Below are 23,152 nucleotides of genomic sequence, written 5' to 3' on the forward strand. Positions count from 1 at the left end.
GGTAGTGCTATGGGCGTTGTGACCAAGCGGTCGTCGATGACGTTTTTTTCAGACCCCGCGAGCCAGTATAGCCACAGGGTTCGCATTGTATTGGCTGAGAAGGGCGTTACCGTTGATATCGTAGATGTGGATCCGGATAACCCTCCGGCCGAGCTTGCTGACCTCAACCCGTACAACGCGTTGCCGACACTGGTGGATAGGGATCTTGTGCTTTACGAGCCCAATATTATGATGGAATATCTGGATGAGCGTTTTCCTCATCCGCCTTTGCTGCCGGTTTACCCGGTCGCTCGTGCTAACAGCCGCCTGATGATTCATCGGATTCAGCGCGACTGGTGCGTCAAGGTCGATCAGATTGTGGCCCAGCCCAACGCTAAGGCTTCGGAGGTCGCTCGTAAGGAATTGCGCGAAAGCCTGCTGGCGACTGCGCCAGTATTCGGTGAAATGCCGTTTTTTCTGTCGGAAGAATTTACCATCGTGGATTGCTGTATCGCGCCAATTCTGTGGCGTTTGCCGGCTCTGGGTATTGAGCTGGACGACAAGCAGGCTAAGCCGCTGGATAAGTACATGAAGAGTATTTTTAGTCGCGAAGGTTTCAAGGCCAGTCTGTCTGACCTTGAAGAAGACATTCGTAGCTAAGCAGTGATTAATACGCCAGTCGTCGCAGCAGGAGAGTCGCAGTGGCCGATGTAAAAACTACCATGAGCTCAAGTCGCCCATATCTGGTGCGGGCGTTGAACGAATGGGTTCTGGACAACGATTGCACGCCGTATATCGTGGTTGATGCCGGGATTCAGGGTGTGCAGGTTCCTAATGAGCATGTGGCGAATGGCCAGATCGTGCTCAACATCAGCCCTGGTGCGGTCAAGTCTTTGGTTATTGGCAACAGTGCTTTGGAATTCAACGCCCGTTTTGGTGGTGTGCCCATGCAAGTATTTGTGCCATTGCAGGCGGTGATCGCTATTTACGCCAAAGAAAATGGCGAAGGTATGGTGTTTGGTTCTGAACCTGGCATGCCAGATCCGAATGGCGCGGGTGAGACCAGTAACGCCGGGGGCTCCAAGCCCAAGGAAGATCGCCCGAGCGGTCGTCCGACTCTGAAGGTTGTTAAGTAGAGTTGTCCACTCGGAAAAGCTGATGTTCTGGCAAATAAAAACCGCTGTATCCAACCGGTCTATTGACCGCAAGGATACAGCGGTTTTTTTTGGCTAAAGTTCGTCAGAGCCCCGTCTGGCTATCCCTGAGCACTCAGATGCTCAGTACGTCTACGAATTAGCCAGAGGGGACGTTAGCCGTTGTTAACCACCGAACAGCTTGCTATCAACTCTGGCACACAGAACGTTGATGAGCAGCATTAGTACCGGCATGGCATCGCTTGGGCTTAGATTGTTCAGTGCGATTTCATGATCTTGTGGATCCAATAAAGACGTAATGTCGGATTTTTCACGGGCGCTCAATACGGCAACGCTCATGTCACGATCGTGTGCGGCTTGAATGGCTTGAATGAGGTTCGCCTTGTGGCCGTTGTCTACAATTAAAAATAGAAGGTCGCCGGGCTTGCCCACGGCGCGGATTTGGCGCGAAAAAGTGTCGTTAAAGCGGTTGTCCCGACAAATAGCCGAGTAGGTAGTGGCGTCGACGCCCAGATTGATGGCAGGCAGGGCCGGACGATCTTGCTCGAAGCGGTTTAGAAATGCGGTGCAAAAATACTGTGCTAGTACATTGGCGCTGCCGTTGGCGCAGGTCACGATTTTTCCATCTTGTAATAATACATTTACAAAAGCGTCAGCCATGGCTTCAATATTTTCGGTGGCCATACTTGCTGCCATAGCGGTATGTTCCATATGACTGGCAAAGCGCTGATTGATCTCTTGTGCAGAATCGGTCATGGGTTGAAGTCATCCTGCCTGTAGTGCGTTTTTAAGCCATTGTACCCGGTATTTTTTTAGGCTACCCGGACCAATAGCAATAACGTCAATACGGCTGTCGGTATTGCTCAGTTGGTGGCGGTGCAAATAAAAGCGCGCCGCTTGAATCAGACGTTGCTGTTTACGCCAGGTAATAGATTCAGCCGCTCCGACCAAGCTGCCAGCGCGGCGATAACGAACCTCAAAAAATACTAATGTAGTGCCATCCTGGCCGATCAGGTCGATTTCTCCGCCGCGATTATAAACATTTCGCGCCAGAATTCTTACACCATGACTGCCCAGATAGCGGGCGGCTACTCCCTCGTAGTAATCGCCGATTTTGCGTTTGCCGTCCATGGGTTTTGCTGTCCTTTTTCAGGTGATCAGAGTGCGCCCCCGGCAATCGCTGGCCGAGCCTGGGGCAGACTAACGTTGGTTTCTGTCTTGGGTAAGCTGTCAGGTATTGCTGGCAGCAGTTCGACGCTGCCAGAACTAAAGCGGGCCCAACGCTGATAACGGCGAATGCTGCCGGAGGGCGTCATTGTCAGCACACCGGTTTGGCCGTCAATAGTGGCTCCGGGAACCTGCTTGAGCAGGGGCAGGCGTTTGCTTAAGTGCCAAGCGTCTGCACCCATGGCAAACAGGCGGCCCAGCTGCCCGCGTGTGGCGCCCGGAAGTTGGCTGCCGGCTTCATCCCGGAGAGAATTTTTTTCGTCCAGCACCCAGGGTATGTCGGTAAATATCACCCCGTTCAGGTCGCGGTCGCGTCCAGGCGCGGGGGTGCCGGCATAAACAATAGAGGGTGCGTAAACAGGCAGGTCGCCAGCGAAATAAAACGCAAACAGGGGGTTCAGCTGGCGTGCGGTGTCAGGCTCGGCCACCATCACAATAGCTTGAGCGTCCTGGCGACGCCGCGCTTCGAACTCAATATTGAGGCCTATAGTACGTTCCACATCAATAGCGCGGTCGCGGGAAGTGTTGATGCCCAGGAGGTCGGCCGTGACCGCGCGCAGGTTGTCCTCTCGCAAAAACCTCTGGATGCCAATAATGCGCCCGCTATGTTTGGCCATCTGTTCGATTAAGGCGGCCTCGACGCGGTTGCCCCATTCGCCACTGGGAATAATCACCAGTATGCGTTTAAGCCCCTCGGCGTCCAGTCGATCCGCAATCTGCCGGGCTTCATCTTCAGCGGACAAGCCAAACTGGTACAGTCCTGCGGGTGCGGTGACGCTCGGGGGCAAATAGTTAAGGGCCAGTGTTTGCAAGGGTAGACTGGGCAATTTGCCCAGTTCGGCCAGAGCGTCTTTATCCAGCGGGCCTACCAACAGGTCTACTGGCTGCTTCGCCAGTTCTTGATATAATTCTCCAAAGGGCTTCTGTTTGCTGTCGACAACACGTATTCGCGTGGCTTCGCGGTCAACGGATGTATCGCTGAAGTAAGCAGCCAGAAAACCGTCTCGTATGGCTTTACCGGCGGTGGTCAGTGGGCCGTTCAGGGGCAGTGCCAGAACAATCTGCTCAGGCCGGCTGGCAGCAAGGCCTGCAATCAGCTTTAGCTCAGAGGGCAGTAGCTGGGCAGCGGGATGACCTGGCCAGTTTGACTGCCAGCGTCGGATAGTCCGGCCTTGCTCGTCGAAGCCCGTGCCCGGTGATCTTACCTGCGTTGCCAGTTCCAGCCAGCCCTGGGCTTCATAGCCTATTTCGCGACTATCGGCACTACTAAGTTGTATGTTGCTGATGGTTTTCAGCAATTGCCAGATGCGATCGTGCAGCGGTTGTGCGTTGGCGCTGCTGTCAGCCTGGGTCAGGGCGATCAAGGTTTTAGCTGCTTCCAGCGGATTACCCACCAGCGCGAGCGTCTGCGCCTGCAGGTTACCAGCGCGATTAAGCAACTCTGGCGTTACCTCCATAAAGCTGTCGGTGCTAAGGTTCGCGGTAATCTGCTGTGCCCATGTTTGGTCTTTCAGCGTCACCGCGCCGTTCATGGCCAATAAGCGTTTTTGGCTGGCCAGTTCGGGTAGGGGTTGCGCCAATTGCTCGCTTTGCAGTAGCTTGCGCGCTCCCTGATGATCACCCTGCTGCTGAAAGCGGCTAGCGATGCGCAGCAGGTAGCGTTGTGCTGTATCTTGATTGCGCTCCTGGCTGGCCAGTTCCAGAGCTTGCGCTGGTGTGCTGACGACTTGGGACTGCAGGTCAACCCCTGCGCAGCCGGCGGTTAGCAGAATAGCGGCCAATAGGCCGGCAATGGCGGGGTGGGCAAGGCGCTTGTTAGTCATAGCTGGCTCAGCGTGCTCCGGGTGGTTAAGCTTGGAAGAAAAACCTGCGAAGTTTAGCAGCTCCGGCATCAATTCACATGAAGTAAGTGTCATGCTGCGCTTCTGTAAGTGCGGGTTCACACACAGTCTCGCTTTTGCGGGCAAGGCGGTTAACACTATGGTTACAAAGCATGCAGACAAGGCTCAAGCCACTGGGGCCGGGGTACTCTATATTGTCGCAACGCCCATTGGTAACCTGGACGACTTATCGACGCGTGCGGTAAAAACCTTGGCAATGGTAGACCTGATTGCCGCTGAAGATACGCGTCACAGCGGGCGCCTGTTGCAGCACTTGGGCTTGCACAAGCCAATGATGGCGCTACACGATCACAACGAGCGTGACCAACATAGCCGGATACTCGCCGAGCTAGGGGCAGGCCGCAGTGTGGCTTTGATTTCGGATGCCGGAACGCCATTGATTTCAGATCCCGGTTTTATTTTGGTGCGCGAAGCCCGAGTCCAAGGCTTTCAGGTTAGTCCGATACCAGGCGCTTGTGCTCTGGTAGCAGCCTTGAGCGCTAGCGGCCTACCCACCGATCGTTTTCAATTTATTGGTTTTTTGCCGGCCAAAGGTTCTGGCCGTCGTTCGGTGCTGGAATCGTTGCAGGCCGAAACGTCAACTCTGGTGTTATATGAGTCACCACATCGCATCACTAATACAATTGCTGATGTCATTGCGGTAATGGGCGCAGGCCGAGAGCTGGTTCTGGGGCGGGAGCTGACGAAGGCGTTTGAAACCTTCTACTGTGGCACAGCCGAGCACGTACTGGCCGAATTGCAGCAGGACCCCCACGGCAGTCGCGGTGAGTTTGTCGTAATGATTCACGGCGCAACTCCAGAGCCGGATAGTGAACAGACAACGTTGGAAACGGATCGCTTATTAACGATTTTGTTGACCGAATTGCCAGTTAAGACTGTGGCAAAGATGGTGGCGGAGATCACCGGCCGCAAGAAGAACGAGCTCTACCATCGCGCCTTGCAACTTAAAAGTGGTGGCTGAGCGCTGCGCTTTTGCTTGCATGAGCTTCGGTGCCGCGCTATTGTCGGCGCCGAGCTCGCCAGACAGTCGCCGCCGTTTCACCGGGGGAGGAAAGTCCGGGCTCCATAGGGCAAGGTGCCAGGTAACGCCTGGGCGGCGCGAGCCGACGGAAAGTGCAGCAGAGAGTAGACCGCCTAAGCCAGCGGATTCGTTCGGTGGCCGGTAAGGGTGAAAGGGTGCGGTAAGAGCGCACCGCGTGGCTGGCAACAGTTCACGGCATGGTAAACCCCACCTGGAGCAAGACCAAATAGGAGTCCGTTGGCGTGGCCCGCGCTGGACTCGGGTAGGTTGCTTGAGGCCTGTGGTGACGCAGGCCCTAGATGAATGACTGTCCACGACAGAACCCGGCTTACCGGCGAGCTCGATTTTTTCGCCCCTCTTTTAATCCCCTGTTTATTTGCCTGTGTGTGATCTATCGCTAAAAAATCTTACACCTCAACTACAGTCTGCGGTGTTCGATGCAGGTATATGATTTTATTTATTTTCTTAAGTTTAATTTGGCAACTTCCCTTCATCGCTGTTTGTAACTCCTTGTCTTAAAAGTAACTTTTTAATATTGGCTCTCATAGTCGACGCTTGCATTGTAGGGTGCGTGTTTCTATAGTGTGCATAAGTGGGAAAAGGTGGTTTTTAGTGGGTTAAAATCCCAGAGACAGGGCTAATGAGCAATTTTTTTGGCAGTCATGCGATCAATATGGACGTTAAGGGTCGCTTGGCGATCCCTGCAAAGGTGCGCGAGGAACTTATTCAGATCTGTGGCGGCCGTTTTATATTGACAGTTGCAGACGCTGACCGTTGTCTGCGGTTGTATCCGCAATCTGTGTGGGATGAATTGCGTCCCGCCATTGAAGCGCTTCCCAACATGAGCAGAGCAGCATTACGCCTGCAGCGCCTGGTGCTGGGTAATGCCGCGCAAATGGAACTGGATTCGGCAGGCCGGGTTTTAATTCCACCCACGCTCAGACAATACGCCCGGCTGGAGAAAAAACTGATGTTAATAGGCCAAGGTAAAAAGTTGGAATTATGGAGCGAGGAAAGCTGGAACCATTTACTCGACACACCTCCTGACGCCGAAGAGATGACTGACGCCATGAAGGACTTGTCGCTGTGACGCTGACGTCGATTAATGGCTCTGTGGGTTCGTTCTCGCATCGTTCGGTGTTGTTGGACTCAGCGGTAGATTTATTGCTGACCGGTAGTGGCGGCCACTACGTTGACGCTACGTTTGGCCGTGGCGGCCACAGTCGCATGATTCTTGAACGCCTGACTGAAAGTGGCGTGCTGCTGGGTATCGATAAAGACCCGCAGGCCATCGACGAAGCTCGTACTCTGGCGGCGGCAGATTCACGTTTTAATGTTTTTCACGGCTCGTTTGCCGACCTGAGTCAGGCGCTGGAGCAGGTGCAGTGGCCTCAGGTGGAAGGCGTATTAATGGATTTAGGGGTGTCTTCGCCACAGCTGGACGATGCTTCTCGTGGTTTTAGTTTTATGCGCAAGGGCCCACTGGACATGCGGATGAATCCTCAGCAAGCGCCCAGTGCTGCAGAGTGGCTTGCCAGTGCTGATGAAAAAGTGATTGCTGACGTTATTTTTAAATACGGTGAAGAACGATTCTCCCGTCGTATTGCCCGGCTGATAGTGGAGCGCCGTGCAGAAGCGCCGATCAGCACCACCCTGGAATTGGCAGAACTGGTGGCTAAGGCGGTACCAAAAAAGGAAAACACAAGCATCCAGCGACTCGGACATTTCAGGCTATTCGCATTTTCATCAACCGCGAACTGGAAGATCTGGAGCTTGGTTTGAGGGCAGCTGCCGAGAAACTGGCCCCCGGTGGCCGTTTGGTAGTAATCAGTTTTCACTCGTTAGAAGACCGGTTGGTGAAGCGTTTTATGCGTGATCTGGCGCGTGGCCCGCAGATGCCCAAGGGTATTCCGGTCACTGCAGCTGAAGAGTCATCGGCGTATCGTCTTATTGGCAAGGCCAGCAAGGCGGCGTCTGACGAGGTGAGCGATAACGTAAGAGCCCGCAGCGCGGTAATGCGGGTGTTGGAACGTCGCGCAGACATTGCACAGGACAAAATTTGATGGGTGCTGTGGCGATCGAAGAGCGGGTGCAAACCCGCCGTTTGAATACCAAAGTGGTGAGGAGTGGCGTAGCGTCTGCGCTGCGCATTTCCGGCCAGGTGTTCGTTGCAACACGGCAAAGCAATGTTTTGGTCTCGCTGGTACTTGTGATTGTGTTGGTGGCTTCTGCCATTGGTGTGGTGGCAAGTGCCCATAAAAATCGTGTGTTGTTCAACGGGCTGTCACAACTGCATGAAGGTCGCGACGATTTCCAGCGAGAATGGAGCCAGTTGCTGTTGGAACAAAGTGCGTTAAGTGCTCACGGACGTGTTGAAAGCTTGGCGTCCACGCGTTTCGATATGGTTGTGCCCGGGCGCCAGGACATTGTGTTGGTGCCGCTATTGGTGCCAACAAAACGGCTTTATTGAATTTCACGCAGATATAACAGGCAGCGGTCAGGCCGACTGACGATGAACAGAATCTTGAGCAGGAATCGCTAACGTGTCCGACCCGCAAGCCACAGCTACATGGAGTCAGCGCATCGCCGCTAACTGGCGCTATGGCTTCGTATTAGGCGCATTCATTTTGGTGGTCGGCTCTATTTCTGTGCGTTTAGTGGATCTACATGTCATCGACAACGATTTTCTTCGCCAACAGGGCGACGTTCGAACAATTCGCGTAGAAAGTATTGACGCTCATCGTGGCGTTATTTCCGATCGATATGGTGAACCATTGGCAGTGAGTACGCCGGTACAGACGCTTTGGATGAATCCATCGGAGATGGACCCAGCAGAGCCGCGCATCGCCAACCTTGCTCGCTTGCTTCAGCTTAACGAAGCGACTCTGCGTCAGCGATTGACTGACTATGCTGCTCGGGAATTTATTTACCTTCGCAGGAAAATTCAGCCCGAACTGGCGCGCAAAGCGATGGCTCTGGGCATCGGCGGAGTCTACTCTCGCCAAGAATATCGACGCTACTACCCTGCAGGAGAAGTCACCGCGCACGTTGTTGGCTTTACCAACATAGACGAGAGCGGTCAGGAAGGTATTGAGCTGGCTTACAATCGGGTTTTGTCCGGAGAGTCCGGGCGTAAGCGGGTGTTAAAAGACAACCGTGGTCGGCTGATCAAAGATTTGACGCTGATTCGTGATGCTCGTCCGGGGGGCAAATTGACATTGAGCCTCGATTTGCGACTGCAGTATTTGGCTTACCGCGAATTAAAAGCGGTCGTCAGCGCACACAATGCCCGCGGTGGCACCCTGGTGATGCTGGATGCGAACAGTGGCGAAGTGCTGGCGATGGTGAACCAGGGCTCCTATAACCCAAATGATCGCAGCCAAATGGCGGCGGAAAATCTTCGCAACAAAGCCATTACCGATCTGTTTGAACCTGGTTCTGCGATGAAACCACTGGCTATGGCTGCGGCGCTGGAAACGGATCAATATACGATCGGCAGCCATATTGATACGTCCCCGGGTTTTCGCCGTTTTGGTCGTTTTACCATTCGTGACAGCGGTAACTACGGCGTTTTGAGTCTGACGGATATCGTTGTGAAGTCGAGCAACGTAGGCATGAGCAAGATTGCCACCGAGATTGGCGGCCAAGTGATTCGCGATTTTTATGCCCGTGTTGGCCTCGGTCAGCCGACGGGCATCGGCTTTCCGGGTGAAGCCGTCGGGGTTCTGCCATCGCCTGTTAAATGGCGGCCGGCGGCAGAGGCTACGCTGGCTTACGGTTATGGGCTTAGCGTAAATGCGCTGCAGTTGGCGCAAGCTTATATGGTCATTGCCAACGGCGGCGTGCGCTATCCGTTGAGCTTGTTGAAGCTGGATCATGCGCCGACCGGCCAGCGCGTGGTGTCAGAACAGGTAACAGCAAAAATTCGGAGCATGTTAAGTGACGTTGTCACTCGCGGTACCGGCAAGCGCGCGCAACCGGGGTTCTATTCCGCCGGAGGTAAAACCGGTACCGTTCATTTGGTGGGTGCCGAAGGTTACGAAGACGGCCAATACAAGGCTATTTTTGCCGGCATGGCGCCCATCAATAACCCGCGAATTGTCACTGTCGTGGCGGTGGATGCGCCTCAGTCTGGCGAATATTACGGCGGTGAGGTGGCTGCACCAGTGTTTGCACGAGTGATGAGCGATGCCTTACGGTTGCTTAACGTCAAACCGGAGTTGGATATAGTGCACAGCAGTGCGCGGACGCCGCCAGCACCTTCATCCGCCAGCGGGGAGAGGGGCTAACCATGCAGATAGCGTCGTTAAATACATTGTTGCAAGGTCTCGTTGTGGTGCCTTCGGTATTTGATGTGACCATCCACGGCTTGCAAACTGATAGCCGAAAAGTGCGGACCGGTGACGCGTTTGTAGCTTTGGCTGGCGCTCATACCGGCCCCGAACGTTATATAGATGACGCTATTCTCGCAGGCGCATCGGTGGTTTTACTGGAGTCGGAGCAGGCCGGTGAGTGCAGCGAGCGTAGCGGCGCTTTAATAGTGCCGGTGCCCGACTTGAAAGCCTGCCTGGGTAAGCTGGCGGACCGGTTTTTTGAATATCCGTCCCAGCGCCTGCAGCTTATCGGCGTAACTGGTACCAACGGCAAAACCTCGGTAACTCAGTATATTGCCCAGTTGCTTCAGGCGGCGGGCATGCCCTGTGGCGTAATGGGCACATTGGGTTACGGCATGCTCGAGGCTTTGCAGCCGGCGACGCACACAACCCCAGATGTGGTGCAAACCAATCGGGTACTGGCAGGTATCTTGGCCAACGGTGGCCGTGCTGCCGCGATGGAAGTGTCTTCCCATGCTTTGGATCAAGGTCGCATCGATCGTCTTACTCTAACGGCCGCGGTGTTTACCAATCTGACCCGGGATCATCTTGATTATCACGGCTCCATGGCCGCCTACGGTGAAGCTAAGGCCAAGCTTTTTACCCGTGAAGAATTGCGTTTCGTGGTGATTAATGTCGACGACCCATTTGGTCGCAAGCTTTACCACCAGCTTGAAGGCAAGTGTGACCGCCTTCGTTTCAGCCTTGATGAGTCTCATATGGAGTTATGGCTGAAAGAGTTTTGTGTTTTGGACAACGGCTTTCGCGCTGTGCTGGATGGCCGGTGGGGCGAATTCACCATCGAAGCGCCGCTGATGGGCCGCTTTAATGCCAGTAATGTACTGGCTGCGGTTACCACCGTGATGGCATTGGGGGTCGATGTAACCCAAGTGCAGCAAGGCGTTTGCCGGTTGGCGCCACCCCCTGGACGTTTGCAGGTGTTTACCGCCGGTGACGGTGCTCGGGCGGTGGTGGATTATGCTCACACCCCGGATGCATTGAGCAGCGCGCTGGCGGCGTTGCGCCCCCACGTAAGCGGACGGCTGATTTGCGTTTTCGGTTGTGGCGGCGATCGTGACAGCGGCAAACGGCCGGAAATGGCGCAACAGGCTGAAAACGGCGCTGATTTGGTGATTGTCACGGACGATAACCCGCGTACTGAAAACCCGTCTGCTATCACGGCCGCTATCATGGCCGGATTCATAGCTCCAGAAAAGGTTCAACTGATTCACGGTCGCGCCCAAGCCATCGAGGCTGCCCTTGCTCTGGCTGGCCCGAACGATCTGGTACTGGTGGCTGGTAAAGGTCACGAAGATTATCAGGATATCGCCGGTTGCAAGCATCTGTTCAGTGACAGCGAGCAGGTAACCCATGCGCTGACACAGCGGGAGGAGGTGGTATGATGCGCGCCTTTTCGCTAGCTGAAGCTGTGCAGTGGTTGCAGCCTGACTGTCATTTTGACGGGCCAGACAATTTAACGTTCAACGCGGTTAACACCGACACCCGCAGCTTGCTGCCAGGGCAGTTGTTTGTGGCGTTGCGCGGTGACAATTTTGACGGCCACCGGTTTTTGCAGCAAGCGCAGGAGCAGGGTGCAAGCGCCGCCGTTGTGGATCGTATTGATGCCGCTGTGGCCCTGCCCCAGTTACTGGTCAGCGATACCTTGATCGCGTTGGGTCAGCTGGCAACGGCGCACCGTGCAACCAGCAACGCAATCCTGGTTGCTATTACCGGCAGCAGCGGCAAAACCACGGTGCGTGAAATGACCGGGGCTATTTTGCAACAGATGGGCCCGGCTTTGATTACCCAAGGCAATCTGAACAATCACATTGGTGTGCCGCTGACCCTGTTTGGTCTGGCTCCTAAATACCGCTTTGGTGCGATCGAGCTGGGCGCCAGTGGCCTTAATGAAATTGCTTATACCGTGGCTATGGTGAAACCGCAGGTGGTGATTCTAACCAATGCGGGCCAAGCCCATCTGGAAGGTTTTGGCAGCTACCAGAACATCGTGCTTGCCAAGGGCGAAATTATCGACGGCGCGGCCGATGACGGCCTGGTTGTACTTAATCGGGACGATCCGGCGTTTGATCAGTGGCTGGCCCGTGCCGGCCGTCGCCGTGTGGCAAGCGTAAGTCGCGCAGACCATGCTGAAGCTGATTATAAGGCCACAGCCGGGGCCGGCGGCCAACTGCAGATCAGCGGGCCAGATGGCTGGCTTTGCGACCTGCGGCTTGGTCTTGAAGGTGACCACAATCTCAGTAACGCGGCTATGGCAGCTGCTGCAGCGCGTGAGCTGGGCGCCACCAATGAACAGATTAAAACCGGGCTGGAGCAGGTGTTAGCGGTAAAAGGTCGCTTGCACATACAGCCACTGGCGCAAGGTTGGACCCTCATTGATGACAGCTACAACGCCAATCCGGCGTCGATCAAAGCCGCCTTGGCGGTGCTGGCAAAACGCCCGTCACCGCGCATTGCAGTGCTGGGCGCCATGGCTGAACTGGGGGAGGAGGCTGCCCAGCTGCACCGGGAAGTCGCGCAATACGCTCGTGATCTGGGCATTGAACGGTTGCTGGCGGTAGGCCCGGGCTGTGAAGGCTACGGCAGGGGATTTGGTGCCACGGTCGAAATCTGCGCAAGTCACGACCAAGCCATTAATGCCGTTTTAAAAAACACACAAGTACCGGCTACTGTGCTGGTGAAAGGTTCTCGTAGTTCCGCCATGGAGATTGTGGCGGAAGGAATAAAAAATAAGGTGAATGGCACATGCTGCTCTGGTTGACAGAGATACTCTCACAGTACTTCACATCGCTGACGGTGTTTCAGTACCTCACCCTGCGTGGCATTCTGGGCACGCTAACGGCGCTGCTGATTTCGCTGCTGGTGGGCCCGGTGATGATTCGCAAACTGGCGCAATACCAAATTGGCCAGGCGGTTCGCGACGACGGCCCGCAAACCCATCTGAGCAAAGCCGGTACACCAACCATGGGTGGCGCGCTTATTCTGGTGGCCATCGCTGTTAGCACCCTATTGTGGGCAGATTTAAGCAACCGCTACGTGTGGATCACCCTGCTGGTCACTCTGCTATTTGGTGCTATCGGCTGGGTAGATGATTATCGCAAAGTGGTCGAGCGCAACCCTCGTGGCCTACCCGCTCGGTGGAAGTATTTCTGGCAGTCGGTGGTAGGCGCTGGTGCCGCTGTTGCGTTGTTTGTGACAGCCTCTCTACCTCAGGAAACCTCGCTATATCTGCCGTTCTTCAAGCAGGTGTCGCTCACTATGGGGCCGGTGCTGTTTATTCTGCTGACCTATTTCGTGATTGTTGGCACCAGTAACGCGGTCAACCTTACCGACGGACTGGATGGTCTGGCGATTATGCCCACGGTGATGGTAGCCGCTGCTCTTGGCATATTTGCTTACCTGTCGGGCCACGTCCAGTTTGCCAATTACCTGTTGATTCCGCGCTTGCCTGGCACCGGCGAACTGATTGTGTTTTGCGGCTCTATTGTCGGCGCCGGTCTGGGATTTTTGTGGTTCAACACTTATCCCGCTCAGGTGTTTATGGGCGATGTCGGTGCTCTTGCTCTGGGTGCAGCGCTTGGCATAGTGGCGGTGATTGTACGTCAGGAAATTGTGCTGTTCATCATGGGTGGCGTGTTTGTGATGGAAACCGTATCGGTAATTTTGCAGGTGGCGTCGTTCCGCCTGACCGGGCGGCGAATTTTTCGCATGGCGCCGCTGCATCACCATTTTGAATTGAAAGGCTGGCCCGAGCCGCGGGTTATCGTGCGCTTTTGGGTCATTACCGTGGTTCTGGTGTTAATTGGTTTGGCCAGTTTAAAGCTGAGATAAGGAGGATTGCCGAATATGGGTGTCATTGTGTCGGATCGTCGCACGTTAATCGTAGGGCTCGGTAAAACTGGGCTTTCCTGCGTGCGCTATCTGGCAGCACAGGGCCGTAAGCTGGCCGTGGCTGACACCCGTGAGGCTCCGCCGGGTCTTTCCGAGCTGCAAGCCGGCTGGCCTGACGTCGAAGTGCATCTGGGCGCATTTGACAGCGACTTTTTCAGTGCTTTTAGTGAGCTGATTGTGAGCCCGGGTATCAGTGTGGCCGAGCCAGCTATCGCTGCTGCTGCAGCCAGTGGCGCGCGTATTCGCGGTGATATTGACCTGTTTGCAGAAGCCGCCGATGCTCCGATTATTGCCATCACCGGCTCCAACGGCAAAACCACGGTGACCACGCTGGTCGCTGACATGGCTCGTGATGCCGGTTACCTGGTTGCAGTGGGAGGCAATATTGGCACTCCGGCGCTGGATTTGTTGAATACCGGTGCGCGCTTATACGTGTTGGAGCTGTCTAGTTTTCAGCTGGAGACCACGGACGAACTGAAGGCGCTGGCGGCTACGGTGCTCAATATCAGTGACGATCATATGGATCGTTACCCAGATAAAATGGCCTATTACCAAGCCAAACAGCGGATATTCCGCGGCTGCCAGTACGCCATTGTGAATCTGGATGACGCCCTTAGCACACCTATGGCGCGAACCACTCTGCGCTTTATCTGCTTTGGTATGAACCGGGTCAATCCGGATACCTTCAGCACCCGTGACGACAGCGTCAGTGGCCACCCCTGGGTAACCTGGGGGTTGGATAATCTGATTCGTGCCGATGAACTTGGACTCATCGGTCGCCATAACCTCAGCAACGTGATGGCGGCCCTTGGTTTGGGCAAAGCGGCCGGTCTGCCCATGGATAGCATGCTGGCGACCGCGCGCGCATTTCACGGTTTGCCCCACCGTTGTGAGTCGCTTCGCTTAGTCAATGGCGTTGAGTACATCAACGATTCTAAAGGCACCAACGTGGGCGCGACAGTTGCCGCGCTCGACAGTCTGGCACCGGCGGCGGGCAAGATTGTGCTGATTGCTGGCGGTGATGGAAAAGGCGCCGATTTCAGCCCGCTAGCGGACCCTGCACGCCGACACTGCCGTGCGGTCGTTTTGATTGGCCGTGATGCAGCACAGCTGCAAGAAGTTCTGGCGCAGGGCACCGCAACCCACATTGAAAATAGCTTGGCCGATGCGGTGGCAAGCGCCGCACGGCTGGCGCAACCGGGTGACCGGGTGTTGTTGTCGCCCGCCTGCGCCAGTCTGGATATGTTCCGTGATTATATCGATCGCGGTGAGCGCTTCCGCACGCTGGTGGAGGCGCTATGATTCAGACCCAATCGGTATTGCCCGTGTATGGCAATCGTCATTCAGCGCTGCAACCTCTGCCATTGCTGATTGTTAGCGCTGCTGCGTTGATGGTGTTGGGGCTGGTGATGATTTCGTCGGCGTCTATGGACATTGCCAGTGCGACCTTTGGCAATAGTTACCACTTTATAGTTCGCCAGCTTGTGTTTGCGGTGCTTGGCTGCATGTTGGCTCTAATCGCGGTTAATGTGCCGGTTTACTGGTGGCAGAACAGCGGCTGGTTGCTGCTGGGCGTAGGGTTGTTGGTTTTGGTGCTGGTGCTAACGCCGCTGGGGCGCACGGTAAACGGTTCTACTCGCTGGATTCCGTTTGGCATTTTCAACGTTCAGGTGTCTGAAATCGCCAAGCTTTGCCTGGTGGGCTATCTGGCCAGCTACGTGGTGCGCCGCCGCGACGAGCTGTTGAATACCTGGCCTGGTTTTATCAAGCCGCTGGCGGTGATGGGCGTGGCTTCTGGCCTACTTATGGTGCAGCCGGACTTTGGCGCCACCGTGGTGTTGGTAGGCGCAGCTGCCGGCATGATTTTTCTTAGCGGTGTCAGCCTTGTGCGCTTTGCACCCTTAGTAATGATACTGGCTGCACTGGGCGCCCTGGCAGTGATTGCAGAGCCCTATCGAATGAAACGCGTGGTGAGCTATCTGGACCCGTGGCAAGACCAGTTTAACAGCGGTTATCAGCTGACCCAGTCGCTGATTGCGTTCGGCCGTGGAGACTGGACCGGGGTCGGCTTGGGCAATTCAATTCAGAAGCTGTTTTTTCTGCCCGAGGCCCATACCGACTTTATTTTCGCCATTATTGCCGAAGAATTTGGCCTGATTGGGGCTTTGTTAGTGGTCGCACTGTTTACCATTCTGGTGATCAGTGGTTTTGTGATTGCCCGCCGCGCAGAACAGGCAAAACAGCCATTTGCGGCCTGTTTCGCCTATGGCATTAGCCTGTTAATTGGCCTGCAGGCGGCCATTAATATGGCGGTAGCTACCGGGTTGCTGCCGACTAAAGGACTAACGTTGCCGTTGGTTAGTTACGGCGGTTCCAGCTTGATGATGACCTGCGTGTGCCTGAGCATATTGGCGCGAATAGAGATGGAGCGCGTAGATGCCGCAACGGCAGTAGCCGAGCCTGCTGGCAAAAAACACCGGGGAGGGGCTGCTTATGACTGAACCCCGGCGTTTTTTGATGATGGCCGGTGGCACTGGTGGCCACGTGTTCCCGGCGTTGGCTACCGCCCGCGCCTTGCAGGCCCGCGGCCATCAGGTGTTCTGGCTGGGTGCTATTGGCGGAATGGAACAGCGGCTGGTCGCCGAGACCAATATTGAAATGTCGTTGATTCATATTTCTGGATTGCGCGGCAAGGGTAAGCTGGCGCTGATAAAAGCACCGTTCAAACTGATGCGCGCCCTGGGCGAAGCATTCACCATTATGCGGCGCATTCGCCCACACTGCGTGGTTGGCATGGGCGGCTTTGTGACCGGCCCTGGTGGCTTGGCGGCCAGATTGACCGGCACCCCCTTGGTCATTCACGAACAAAACGCTGTTGCCGGCATGACCAATAGACTGCTGGTGCGCTTTGCCGACACTGTGCTGGAAGCGTTCCCCGGTAGCTTTGATGCCAAAACCGTCACCCGCTGCACCGGCAATCCGGTGCGCACGGATTTTGCCGCGCTGGCTACCCCCATAGAACGCCTGGCGGGGCGCAAAGGCCCGCTGCGGTTACTTGTCGTTGGTGGCAGTTTGGGTGCACAGGTGTTCAACCAGCAGGTGCCCCAGGCGCTGGCGCAAATGGCGAATGAGTGTCGCCCACAAGTGCGCCATCAGTGTGGTCAAAATCACGCCGAGGCTGCTCGCGATGCTTATCAGGCAGTAGGCGTTGAGGCCAGCGTGGAACCCTTCATAACTGATATAGCTGCGGCTTTTTCCTGGGCCGATCTGGTGCTGTGCCGTGCGGGTGCGTTAACCGTGTCGGAACTCTGTGCCGCCGGTTGCGCCGCCATTCTGGTGCCTTTTCCCTACGCGGTGGATGACCACCAGACACGCAACGGTGAACAGATGGTTAGCGTCGGTGCGGCCCTACTTATACCCCAACCGCGGCTTACCCCCGCGCTGTTGGCAGACACTCTGGGCGATCTGGCAAACGATCGTGAACGGGTATTACTGATGTCGCAGGCAGCTCGCAAGCTGGCCCGCATCGATGCAACGGAGAGAGTCGTGAATTATTGTCTGGAGGCCGCCAATGGCTGATGCCAACACAGTGCCACTGGTATATCAGGTACCGGAAATGCGCCGCATCCGCCATATTCATTTTGTCGGTATTGGCGGCGCCGGCATGAGCGGTATCGCCGAGGTGCTAAAGAACCAGGGCTATAACGTGTCTGGCTCTGACTTGCGCCACGGTGCCGTTACCCAGCGCCTGACGGCAATGGGTATTGATGTACAGATTGGCCATCGTGCCGAAAATACTGAAAAAGCCGATGTGGTCGTGGTGTCTTCAGCGGTGGCGGCCAACAACCCGGAAGTGGTTGCTGCGCGCAGTAATCGCATTCCCATCGTGCCGCGAGCGGAAATGCTGGCGGAAATCATGCGTTATCGCCACGGCATTGCGGTTGCTGGAACCCACGGCAAAACCACCACCACCAGCCTGATTGCTTCGGTGTTTGCTGAGGCGGGCCTGGACCCGACCTTTGTGATCGGTGGCAAGCTAAACAGCGCCGGCACCAATGCCAAGCTGGGCGGATCGCGCTACCTGATCGCGGAAGCCGACGAGAGCGACGCATCGTTTCTGCACCTGACACCGCTGATTTCCGTGGTCACCAACATCGAAGCCGACCACATGGACACCTATGGTGGCGATGTGGAAAAGCTGAAGCAGACCTTTGTTGATTTCCTCCATAACTTACCGTTTTACGGCGTGGCCGTGATGTGTATAGACGATCCCTACGTGCGTGAAATACTGCCGCGTATCTCGCGCACCATTATTACTTACGGTATTGATAATCATGAGGCCGACTACCGCGCCGAGAATATTGTGTCTGACGGCCTGCGCACGCGCTTTCTGGTAAAGCGCCCGGGGCCGCGGGCCGATTTGCAAGTAGAGCTGAAAATGCCTGGCCGCCACAACGTGCTTAACGCCCTGGCGGTGATTGCCGTGGCCACCGATGACGGTGTTGACGACGCCTCAATCGGCCGCGGTTTGGCCGGTTTCGCCGGTGTTGGCCGGCGCTTTCAGGTCTACGGCGATTATCCAATCGCCAAGGGTTCGATAACCCTGGTTGACGATTATGGCCACCATCCCACTGAAGTCGCCGCCGTCATTCGCGCCGCTCGTGACGCGTGGCCCGGCCGACGCGTGATCATGCTGTACCAGCCGCACCGGTTCAGCCGTACCCGCGATCTTTACGAAGATTTTGTCAAAGTACTGTCCACGGTGGATGGTTTGCTGCTGATGGACGTTTACTCCGCCGGCGAAGCAGCGATCCCCGGATGTGACGGCCGCGCCCTTTGCCGCAGCCTGCGCCAGCGAGGCAAAGTAGAACCGGTGTTTGTCGAACACAATAAAGACATCGAAACGCTGTTGGCCAGCGTGTTGCGCGATGGTGACTTGTTAATCACTCAAGGGGCCGGTGATATCGGAGCGGTGGCAGCCCGCCTGGCAACAACGGGAGTGATAGCAACAGGGGGGGAGAGCGGTGAGTGACCAGCAGCACAACCCAATAGTGCACCAAACACAGCCGTTTCTGGCCGAGCCTGCCATGCTGAAGGCCTTTGGCCGGGTGGCCGTGTTTATGGGCGGTGATTCCGCCGAGCGTGATGTGTCGCTGAAAAGCGGACAGGCAGTGCTTTCGGCGCTGCTGTCAGCGGGTGTAAATGCCTTTGGCGTAGACGTGCAGGGTTGTCTGTTGAAAACCGTGGAACAGCCAGAGTTCGACCGGGTATTTATTGCGTTGCACGGTCGCGGTGGTGAAGACGGTACGCTGCAAGCGATTTTGTCCCAAGCCGGTATTCCCTTCACTGGCAGTGACGTGATGGCCTCAGCCCTGGCCATGGACAAGCTGCGGTCAAAATATGTGTTTGCGGGTTGCGGTTTGGCTACGCCCAAGTTCCGCACCATGACGTCTGCGGAAGACGCCATCAGTATCGCCGCTGAGTTGCGCATGCCGCTGAGCGTGAAGCCGTCGCGCGAAGGATCCAGTATTGGCATTTTTAAAGTCATCAGTGCAGACCAGTTGGTGCAGGCCTGGCAGGCGGCCGCGGCACTGGACACCTCGGTGCTGGTAGAAGAGTGGATTGAAGGCCCGGAATTTACCGTCAGTTTGTTGCAAGACCGCGCGTTACCGGCTATCGGCCTGAGCACCGATCACGTGTTTTACGATTACGACGCCAAGTATCTGGCCGACGACACCCGCTACTGCATTCCCTGTGGGCTGTCAGCAGACGAGGAACTGCGCCTGCAACAGTTGGCGCTGGAAGCCTTTCGGGTTGTGGGCTGCCGCACCTGGGGCCGGGTCGACATCATGCAGGATGCTGACGGTAAGTTCTGGTTGCTGGAGGTGAATACCGTTCCGGGAATGACTGACCACAGCCTGGTGCCGATGTCGGCACGGGCAGCGGGTATCAGTTTTGAAGAACTGGTGGTGCGGATTCTGGCTGACACTCTGGAGCAAAATGGGGGAGAGCCAAGCCATGCTTGATAACCTGCTGATCCGAACTCGGACACTGCCGTCTGAACCGCCGCAGCGCCGAGGGGCAACAACCCTTGGCCCGGAGCATGATCGGTTCGCAGTGTTAAAAGCGGCATTTGGCGCCGTGCCTTGGTTGCAGTTTGGTTTGGGTGTGGTGGTGATCCTGACGGCAGCACTGGTGCCCTGGGGTGTCAGCAAAGTGCTGGCTGCCATGGATCAGCAGATTTTGGCTATTGACGTGAGTGGCACGCTGGTTGGTGAAAGCCAGGTGGGCCTTGAACGCCACCTTGGGGCCTGGGTTGGAGGCAGCTATTTCGCAACTGACCTGGAAGAGATCAAGGCCAGCTTAGAGCAGCGCCCGTGGGTTGAATCGGCGGCCGTGAGGCGCGAATGGCCAGACCGTTTAACGGTCAACATCCGCGAGAAAAAGCCGCTGGCCTACTGGAGTGACGGCCGCCTGGTTAGCCGCACGGGCGAGTTGTTCAGCCCACCAAACCCGCAAGTGGCCGGCGCTATGCCGTTGTTGTCGGGTCCTGATGAGCGGGTACGAGATGTGATCGCTATGGCGCGCGCGTTGAGTGATCAACTGGTTGGCCATGGACTTGGCTTCAGTGGCTTGAACCTGGAGCAGCGCGGGGCGTGGACCTTGCGCCTGAGTAACGGGATAGATGTTGTGCTTGGCCGTGATCAGGTCGAGCAGCGTTTTGAACGGTTTATGACCGTGTATCAGGCCCGGTTGGCATCCCGGTCAGATGAAGTCAACAGGGTGGATGCGCGCTACACCAATGGTGTTGCGGTGCAGTGGAAGGCGGTTACGGCCGCCTCAACTCCGAAAATATAACAACGGTTTATTCAGACCTGGGGTTTGGTGAAACACATGTCATCGGTTGAAACGGAAAACATGATTGTCGGCCTGGACATTGGCACCTCAAAAGTGGTGGCCATTGTCGGCAAGCGCAAAATGGACGGCTCTATTGAGGTGGTGGGCGTTGGCTCTAACCCCTCAAAAGGTCTGAAGCGCGGTGTCGTGGTCAATATTGAAGTCACGGTTCAGGCTATCCAGCGCGCGGTGGAAGAAGCCGAGCTGATGGCTGGCTGCCGCATTCACTCGGTGTACGCAGGCATTGCCGGTAGTCACATTAAGAGCCTGAACTCCCATGGCATTGTGGCCATTCGTGATCGCGAGGTGACCCAAGCAGATATCGACCGGGTCATTGACGCAGCTCAGGCGGTGGCCATTCCGGCAGACCAGAAAATTCTGCACATATTGCCGCAGGAATTCGTGATTGATAACCAGGAAGGCATCAAAGAGCCGCTGGGCATGTCAGGCGTGCGCCTCGAAGCCAAGGTGCACTTGGTGACCTGCGCGGTGAACGCCGCCCAAAATATTGAAAAATGCATTCGCCGCTGCGGCCTTGAAGTCGACGACATCATTCTTGAACAGCTGGCTTCCAGCCACGCGATTCTCACTGAAGATGAAAAAGAGTTGGGCGTGTGCGTGGTGGACATGGGCGGCGGTACCACCGACATCGCCGTGTTTACCGGCGGCGCTATTCGCCACACCGCTGTAATACCGATCGCCGGTGATCAGGTCACCAACGACATCGCCATGGCGTTGCGTACGCCGACACAGAACGCCGAAGAAATCAAAATCAAATACGCTTGCGCGCTAACCCAGCTGGCGGGCGCGGATGAAACCATCAAAGTGCCCAGCGTCGGCGATCGCGCTCCGCGAGATTTGTCGCGTCAGGCTTTAGCCGAAGTGGTTGAACCGCGCTACGAAGAACTGTTCATGCTGGTGCAGTCGGAGCTGCGACGATCGGGATTTGAAGACATGATCCCGGCAGGAATCGTGATTACGGGAGGCGCGTCTACCATGGAGGGCGTGATTGAGCTAGCAGAAGAGATTTTCCACATGCCGGTCAGGCTGGCCTGTCCGCAGGCCGTGTCGGGCATGACGGAAGTGGTTAACAATCCGATTTACGCCACGGGTGTTGGATTGTTGATACACGGTTTCCGCCAAATGGATCTTGGACGGACACCGGTGCTCAAGGGGGAGCGTGCTCCCACGCTGTTTGAGCGAATGAAAGCCTGGTTTACTGGCCATTTCTGAGCCGCCAGACAAGCACAACAGCAACCGTTTTGAACCATCAAATCTTTTAAAAGAACAGCCGGAAACAGGCTGACTAAAGCACGAAGGAGTGGGGATATGTTTGAACTTGTCGATAGTGTGCAGCAAAACGCAGTTATAAAAGTGGTTGGTGTGGGTGGCGGCGGCGGTAATGCCGTGCGTCATATGCTTAACAGCGATATTGAAGGTGTTGATTTTATCTGTGCCAACACGGATGCCCAGGCCTTGAAAGACCTGGACGCACGTCAAATCATCCAGCTTGGGGGCGCTATCACCAAAGGCTTGGGTGCTGGTGCTAATCCGGAAATAGGACGCCAGTCGGCGTTGGAAGACCGTGACCGTATTGCTGAGGCGCTCAGCGGAGCGGATATGGTGTTCATTACCGCTGGCATGGGTGGCGGTACCGGTACTGGTGCGGCACCGGTAGTGGCTCAAGTGGCCCGCGAGCTAGGCATTCTGACCGTCGCCGTAGTCACCAAGCCCTTTCTGTTTGAAGGCGGTAAGCGCATGAGCGTGGCGGAAGCCGGGCTGCGTGAGCTGGAAGAGTGCGTAGATTCGTTGATCACCATCCCTAACGAGAAGTTGCTGTCGGTGATGGGCAAGAACACCAGCCTGCTAGATGCCTTTGCGTCTGCTAATGATGTACTGCTGGGTGCGGTTCAGGGTATTGCCGATCTGATTACTCGCAATGGAATGATCAACGTCGACTTCGCAGACGTGAAAACGGTGATGTCTGAAATGGGCATGGCGATGATGGGTACGGCCCGAGCAACCGGTGAAAATCGTGCCCGTGAAGCCGCCGAAGCCGCTATTCGCAGCCCACTGTTGGAAGACGTTAACCTGCACGGTGCCAAGGGCATTTTGGTTAACATTACCGCGGGCATTAACCTGAATTTGGGCGAGTTTGCTGAAGTAGGCGACATCATTCGCGAATTTGCCTCAGATACGGCCACAGTGGTTGTGGGCACGGTGATTGATCAGGACCTGACTGACGAACTTAAAGTGACCGTAGTGGCCACCGGCCTGGGCGGCAGTCGCGAAAAACCGACCAAAGTGGTCGACAATAGCCGCACTCTGGATGGTAAAACCGACTACAAACAACTGGACCGGCCGGCCATTCTGCGCCGTCGCGCAGTGGCTTCCGGCAACACGGCGCTGGATCAAGGTCGCGAAAGCGAAGAACAGAATGTGGACTATCTCGATATTCCCGCATTCCTTCGCCGTCAGGCGGATTGATATACTGTCAAAAATATGACCCGGAGCCGGCTGGGGCGGGTGTTTGAAACGTTCAGTCGGGAAAGTGTGCACTGGTCACTCATGGTCCATTTTGGCTGTTTTTTGAGCAGAAAAGGGCGTTTTCATGGTGGCCGGTTGTATTTTCTGATAATGTGCTAGCAGTTTTTGCTTAGCGTATCGCCTTTTCGACGGAACTATGGACCG

Annotated in this window: 19 protein-coding genes, 1 other RNA gene and 2 pseudogenes; 19 read left to right on the forward strand and 3 right to left on the reverse strand. The window is 55.9% G+C overall.

What is annotated here, in order from left to right:
• The first annotated feature begins 9 nt into the window (after window positions 1-9).
• Both ABA45_RS03980 and ABA45_RS03985 read left to right on the forward strand, forming a co-directional pair.
• The gene (locus ABA45_RS03980; RefSeq protein WP_007348967.1) at window positions 10-639 is read left to right on the forward strand and encodes a glutathione S-transferase N-terminal domain-containing protein; all 630 of its coding nucleotides are present in this window, start codon (window positions 10-12) and stop codon (window positions 637-639) included.
• A gap of 62 nt (window positions 640-701) precedes the next feature.
• The gene (locus tag ABA45_RS03985; RefSeq protein ID WP_227506187.1) at window positions 702-1,115 is read left to right on the forward strand and encodes a ClpXP protease specificity-enhancing factor; all 414 of its coding nucleotides are present in this window, start codon (window positions 702-704) and stop codon (window positions 1,113-1,115) included.
• Between the two features lie 183 nt (window positions 1,116-1,298).
• Here the strand turns inward: ABA45_RS03985 and ABA45_RS03990 are convergent, their stop codons facing one another.
• Genes ABA45_RS03990 through ABA45_RS04000 form a run of 3 tightly spaced genes read right to left on the reverse strand, consistent with a single transcriptional unit; the run spans window position 1,299 to window position 4,276 of the window.
• A complete protein-coding gene (locus tag ABA45_RS03990) occupies window positions 1,299-1,889 on the reverse strand; it encodes an SIS domain-containing protein (protein WP_048384412.1) in 591 nt (196 codons plus the stop codon).
• A 9-nt stretch (window positions 1,890-1,898) separates the two neighbouring features.
• Entirely contained in the window at window positions 1,899-2,264 is a 366-nt protein-coding gene (locus tag ABA45_RS03995; protein ID WP_048384413.1) for a YraN family protein, read from the reverse strand.
• Between the two features lie 26 nt (window positions 2,265-2,290).
• Entirely contained in the window at window positions 2,291-4,276 is a 1,986-nt protein-coding gene (locus ABA45_RS04000; protein ID WP_227506117.1) for a penicillin-binding protein activator, read from the reverse strand.
• Between the two features lie 64 nt (window positions 4,277-4,340).
• Here ABA45_RS04000 and rsmI point away from each other — a divergent pair, with 64 nt between their 5' ends.
• The 17 genes and pseudogenes from rsmI to ftsZ form a co-directional block, all read left to right on the forward strand.
• Window positions 4,341-5,222 carry a 16S rRNA (cytidine(1402)-2'-O)-methyltransferase gene (gene rsmI / locus ABA45_RS04005; protein WP_048384414.1) on the forward strand — a complete coding sequence of 294 codons (882 nt, stop codon included), beginning with the start codon at window positions 4,341-4,343 and terminating at the stop codon, window positions 5,220-5,222.
• A gap of 50 nt (window positions 5,223-5,272) precedes the next feature.
• Window positions 5,273-5,629, forward strand: an RNA gene (gene rnpB / locus ABA45_RS18345) — RNase P RNA component class A.
• A 293-nt stretch (window positions 5,630-5,922) separates the two neighbouring features.
• Entirely contained in the window at window positions 5,923-6,372 is a 450-nt protein-coding gene (gene mraZ / locus ABA45_RS04010; protein WP_014870061.1) for a division/cell wall cluster transcriptional repressor MraZ, read from the forward strand.
• A pseudogene (rsmH, locus tag ABA45_RS04015) lies at window positions 6,369-7,345 on the forward strand (16S rRNA (cytosine(1402)-N(4))-methyltransferase RsmH). Before mraZ ends, rsmH begins: the two are co-directional and overlap by 4 nt.
• Window positions 7,345-7,752, forward strand: a complete 408-nt coding sequence (gene ftsL / locus ABA45_RS04020; protein WP_048384415.1) for a cell division protein FtsL — start codon at window positions 7,345-7,347, stop codon at window positions 7,750-7,752. Before rsmH ends, ftsL begins: the two are co-directional and overlap by 1 nt.
• Window positions 7,753-7,825: 73 nt before the next feature.
• A complete protein-coding gene (locus ABA45_RS04025; RefSeq protein ID WP_048384416.1) occupies window positions 7,826-9,571 on the forward strand; it encodes a peptidoglycan D,D-transpeptidase FtsI family protein in 1,746 nt (581 codons plus the stop codon).
• Between the two features lie 2 nt (window positions 9,572-9,573).
• Complete coding sequence (locus ABA45_RS04030) at window positions 9,574-11,058, forward strand: UDP-N-acetylmuramoyl-L-alanyl-D-glutamate--2,6-diaminopimelate ligase (RefSeq protein ID WP_048384417.1); 1,485 nt, start codon at window positions 9,574-9,576, stop codon at window positions 11,056-11,058.
• On the forward strand, window positions 11,055-12,434 hold the full coding sequence (locus tag ABA45_RS04035) for a UDP-N-acetylmuramoyl-tripeptide--D-alanyl-D-alanine ligase (protein ID WP_048384418.1): 1,380 nt from the start codon (window positions 11,055-11,057) through the stop codon (window positions 12,432-12,434). The genes ABA45_RS04030 and ABA45_RS04035 overlap by 4 nt, the downstream gene beginning before the upstream one ends.
• Window positions 12,419-13,504 carry a phospho-N-acetylmuramoyl-pentapeptide-transferase gene (gene mraY, locus ABA45_RS04040; RefSeq protein ID WP_048384419.1) on the forward strand — a complete coding sequence of 362 codons (1,086 nt, stop codon included), beginning with the start codon at window positions 12,419-12,421 and terminating at the stop codon, window positions 13,502-13,504. The genes ABA45_RS04035 and mraY overlap by 16 nt, the downstream gene beginning before the upstream one ends.
• A gap of 15 nt (window positions 13,505-13,519) precedes the next feature.
• The gene (gene murD, locus ABA45_RS04045; RefSeq protein WP_048384420.1) at window positions 13,520-14,866 is read left to right on the forward strand and encodes a UDP-N-acetylmuramoyl-L-alanine--D-glutamate ligase; all 1,347 of its coding nucleotides are present in this window, start codon (window positions 13,520-13,522) and stop codon (window positions 14,864-14,866) included.
• Window positions 14,863-16,065: a putative lipid II flippase FtsW gene (ftsW, locus tag ABA45_RS04050; protein WP_048384421.1), complete on the forward strand. Its 1,203-nt coding sequence runs from the start codon at window positions 14,863-14,865 to the stop codon at window positions 16,063-16,065. Before murD ends, ftsW begins: the two co-directional genes overlap by 4 nt.
• Window positions 16,058-17,143, forward strand: coding sequence for an undecaprenyldiphospho-muramoylpentapeptide beta-N-acetylglucosaminyltransferase (gene murG, locus ABA45_RS04055; RefSeq protein ID WP_048384422.1), 1,086 nt, complete (start codon window positions 16,058-16,060; stop codon window positions 17,141-17,143). The genes ftsW and murG overlap by 8 nt, the downstream gene beginning before the upstream one ends.
• Window positions 17,136-18,596, forward strand: a complete 1,461-nt coding sequence (gene murC, locus ABA45_RS04060) for a UDP-N-acetylmuramate--L-alanine ligase (RefSeq protein ID WP_048384423.1) — start codon at window positions 17,136-17,138, stop codon at window positions 18,594-18,596. The genes murG and murC overlap by 8 nt, the downstream gene beginning before the upstream one ends.
• Window positions 18,597-18,651: 55 nt before the next feature.
• Window positions 18,652-19,590, forward strand: a complete 939-nt coding sequence (locus ABA45_RS04065; RefSeq protein ID WP_198147120.1) for a D-alanine--D-alanine ligase — start codon at window positions 18,652-18,654, stop codon at window positions 19,588-19,590.
• Complete coding sequence (locus ABA45_RS04070) at window positions 19,583-20,422, forward strand: cell division protein FtsQ/DivIB (protein WP_048388657.1); 840 nt, start codon at window positions 19,583-19,585, stop codon at window positions 20,420-20,422. The genes ABA45_RS04065 and ABA45_RS04070 overlap by 8 nt, the downstream gene beginning before the upstream one ends.
• Window positions 20,423-20,458: 36 nt before the next feature.
• Complete coding sequence (ftsA, locus tag ABA45_RS04075) at window positions 20,459-21,694, forward strand: cell division protein FtsA (RefSeq protein WP_014870075.1); 1,236 nt, start codon at window positions 20,459-20,461, stop codon at window positions 21,692-21,694.
• A 96-nt stretch (window positions 21,695-21,790) separates the two neighbouring features.
• Window positions 21,791-22,777 (forward strand): annotated as a pseudogene (gene ftsZ / locus ABA45_RS04080) (cell division protein FtsZ); the annotation flags it as partial.
• Between the last annotated feature and the right edge of the window lie 375 nt (window positions 22,778-23,152).

It is taken from the genome of Marinobacter psychrophilus, from assembly GCF_001043175.1.
GTDB classification, from domain to species: Bacteria; Pseudomonadota; Gammaproteobacteria; order Pseudomonadales; family Oleiphilaceae; genus Marinobacter; species Marinobacter psychrophilus.

Excerpts from the sequence above, each read along its gene's own strand:
- rsmI (WP_048384414.1), top strand. The coding sequence starts at position 4,341 with ATGGTTACAAAGCATGCAGACAAGGCTCAAGCCACTGGGGCCGGGGTA.
- ABA45_RS03990 (WP_048384412.1), bottom strand. The coding sequence starts at position 1,889 with ATGACCGATTCTGCACAAGAGATCAATCAGCGCTTTGCCAGTCATATG.
- ABA45_RS03985 (WP_227506187.1), top strand. The coding sequence starts at position 702 with ATGAGCTCAAGTCGCCCATATCTGGTGCGGGCGTTGAACGAATGGGTT.
- ftsL (WP_048384415.1), top strand. The coding sequence starts at position 7,345 with ATGGGTGCTGTGGCGATCGAAGAGCGGGTGCAAACCCGCCGTTTGAAT.
- ABA45_RS03980 (WP_007348967.1), top strand. The coding sequence starts at position 10 with ATGGGCGTTGTGACCAAGCGGTCGTCGATGACGTTTTTTTCAGACCCC.
- ftsA (WP_014870075.1), top strand. The coding sequence starts at position 20,459 with ATGTCATCGGTTGAAACGGAAAACATGATTGTCGGCCTGGACATTGGC.
- murG (WP_048384422.1), top strand. The coding sequence starts at position 16,058 with ATGACTGAACCCCGGCGTTTTTTGATGATGGCCGGTGGCACTGGTGGC.
- mraZ (WP_014870061.1), top strand. The coding sequence starts at position 5,923 with ATGAGCAATTTTTTTGGCAGTCATGCGATCAATATGGACGTTAAGGGT.
- ABA45_RS03995 (WP_048384413.1), bottom strand. The coding sequence starts at position 2,264 with ATGGACGGCAAACGCAAAATCGGCGATTACTACGAGGGAGTAGCCGCC.
- ABA45_RS04000 (WP_227506117.1), bottom strand. The coding sequence starts at position 4,276 with ATGACACTTACTTCATGTGAATTGATGCCGGAGCTGCTAAACTTCGCA.
- ABA45_RS04065 (WP_198147120.1), top strand. The coding sequence starts at position 18,652 with ATGCTGAAGGCCTTTGGCCGGGTGGCCGTGTTTATGGGCGGTGATTCC.
- murD (WP_048384420.1), top strand. The coding sequence starts at position 13,520 with ATGGGTGTCATTGTGTCGGATCGTCGCACGTTAATCGTAGGGCTCGGT.
- ABA45_RS04030 (WP_048384417.1), top strand. The coding sequence starts at position 9,574 with ATGCAGATAGCGTCGTTAAATACATTGTTGCAAGGTCTCGTTGTGGTG.
- ABA45_RS04035 (WP_048384418.1), top strand. The coding sequence starts at position 11,055 with ATGATGCGCGCCTTTTCGCTAGCTGAAGCTGTGCAGTGGTTGCAGCCT.
- ABA45_RS04070 (WP_048388657.1), top strand. The coding sequence starts at position 19,583 with ATGCTTGATAACCTGCTGATCCGAACTCGGACACTGCCGTCTGAACCG.
- mraY (WP_048384419.1), top strand. The coding sequence starts at position 12,419 with ATGCTGCTCTGGTTGACAGAGATACTCTCACAGTACTTCACATCGCTG.
- murC (WP_048384423.1), top strand. The coding sequence starts at position 17,136 with ATGGCTGATGCCAACACAGTGCCACTGGTATATCAGGTACCGGAAATG.
- ftsW (WP_048384421.1), top strand. The coding sequence starts at position 14,863 with ATGATTCAGACCCAATCGGTATTGCCCGTGTATGGCAATCGTCATTCA.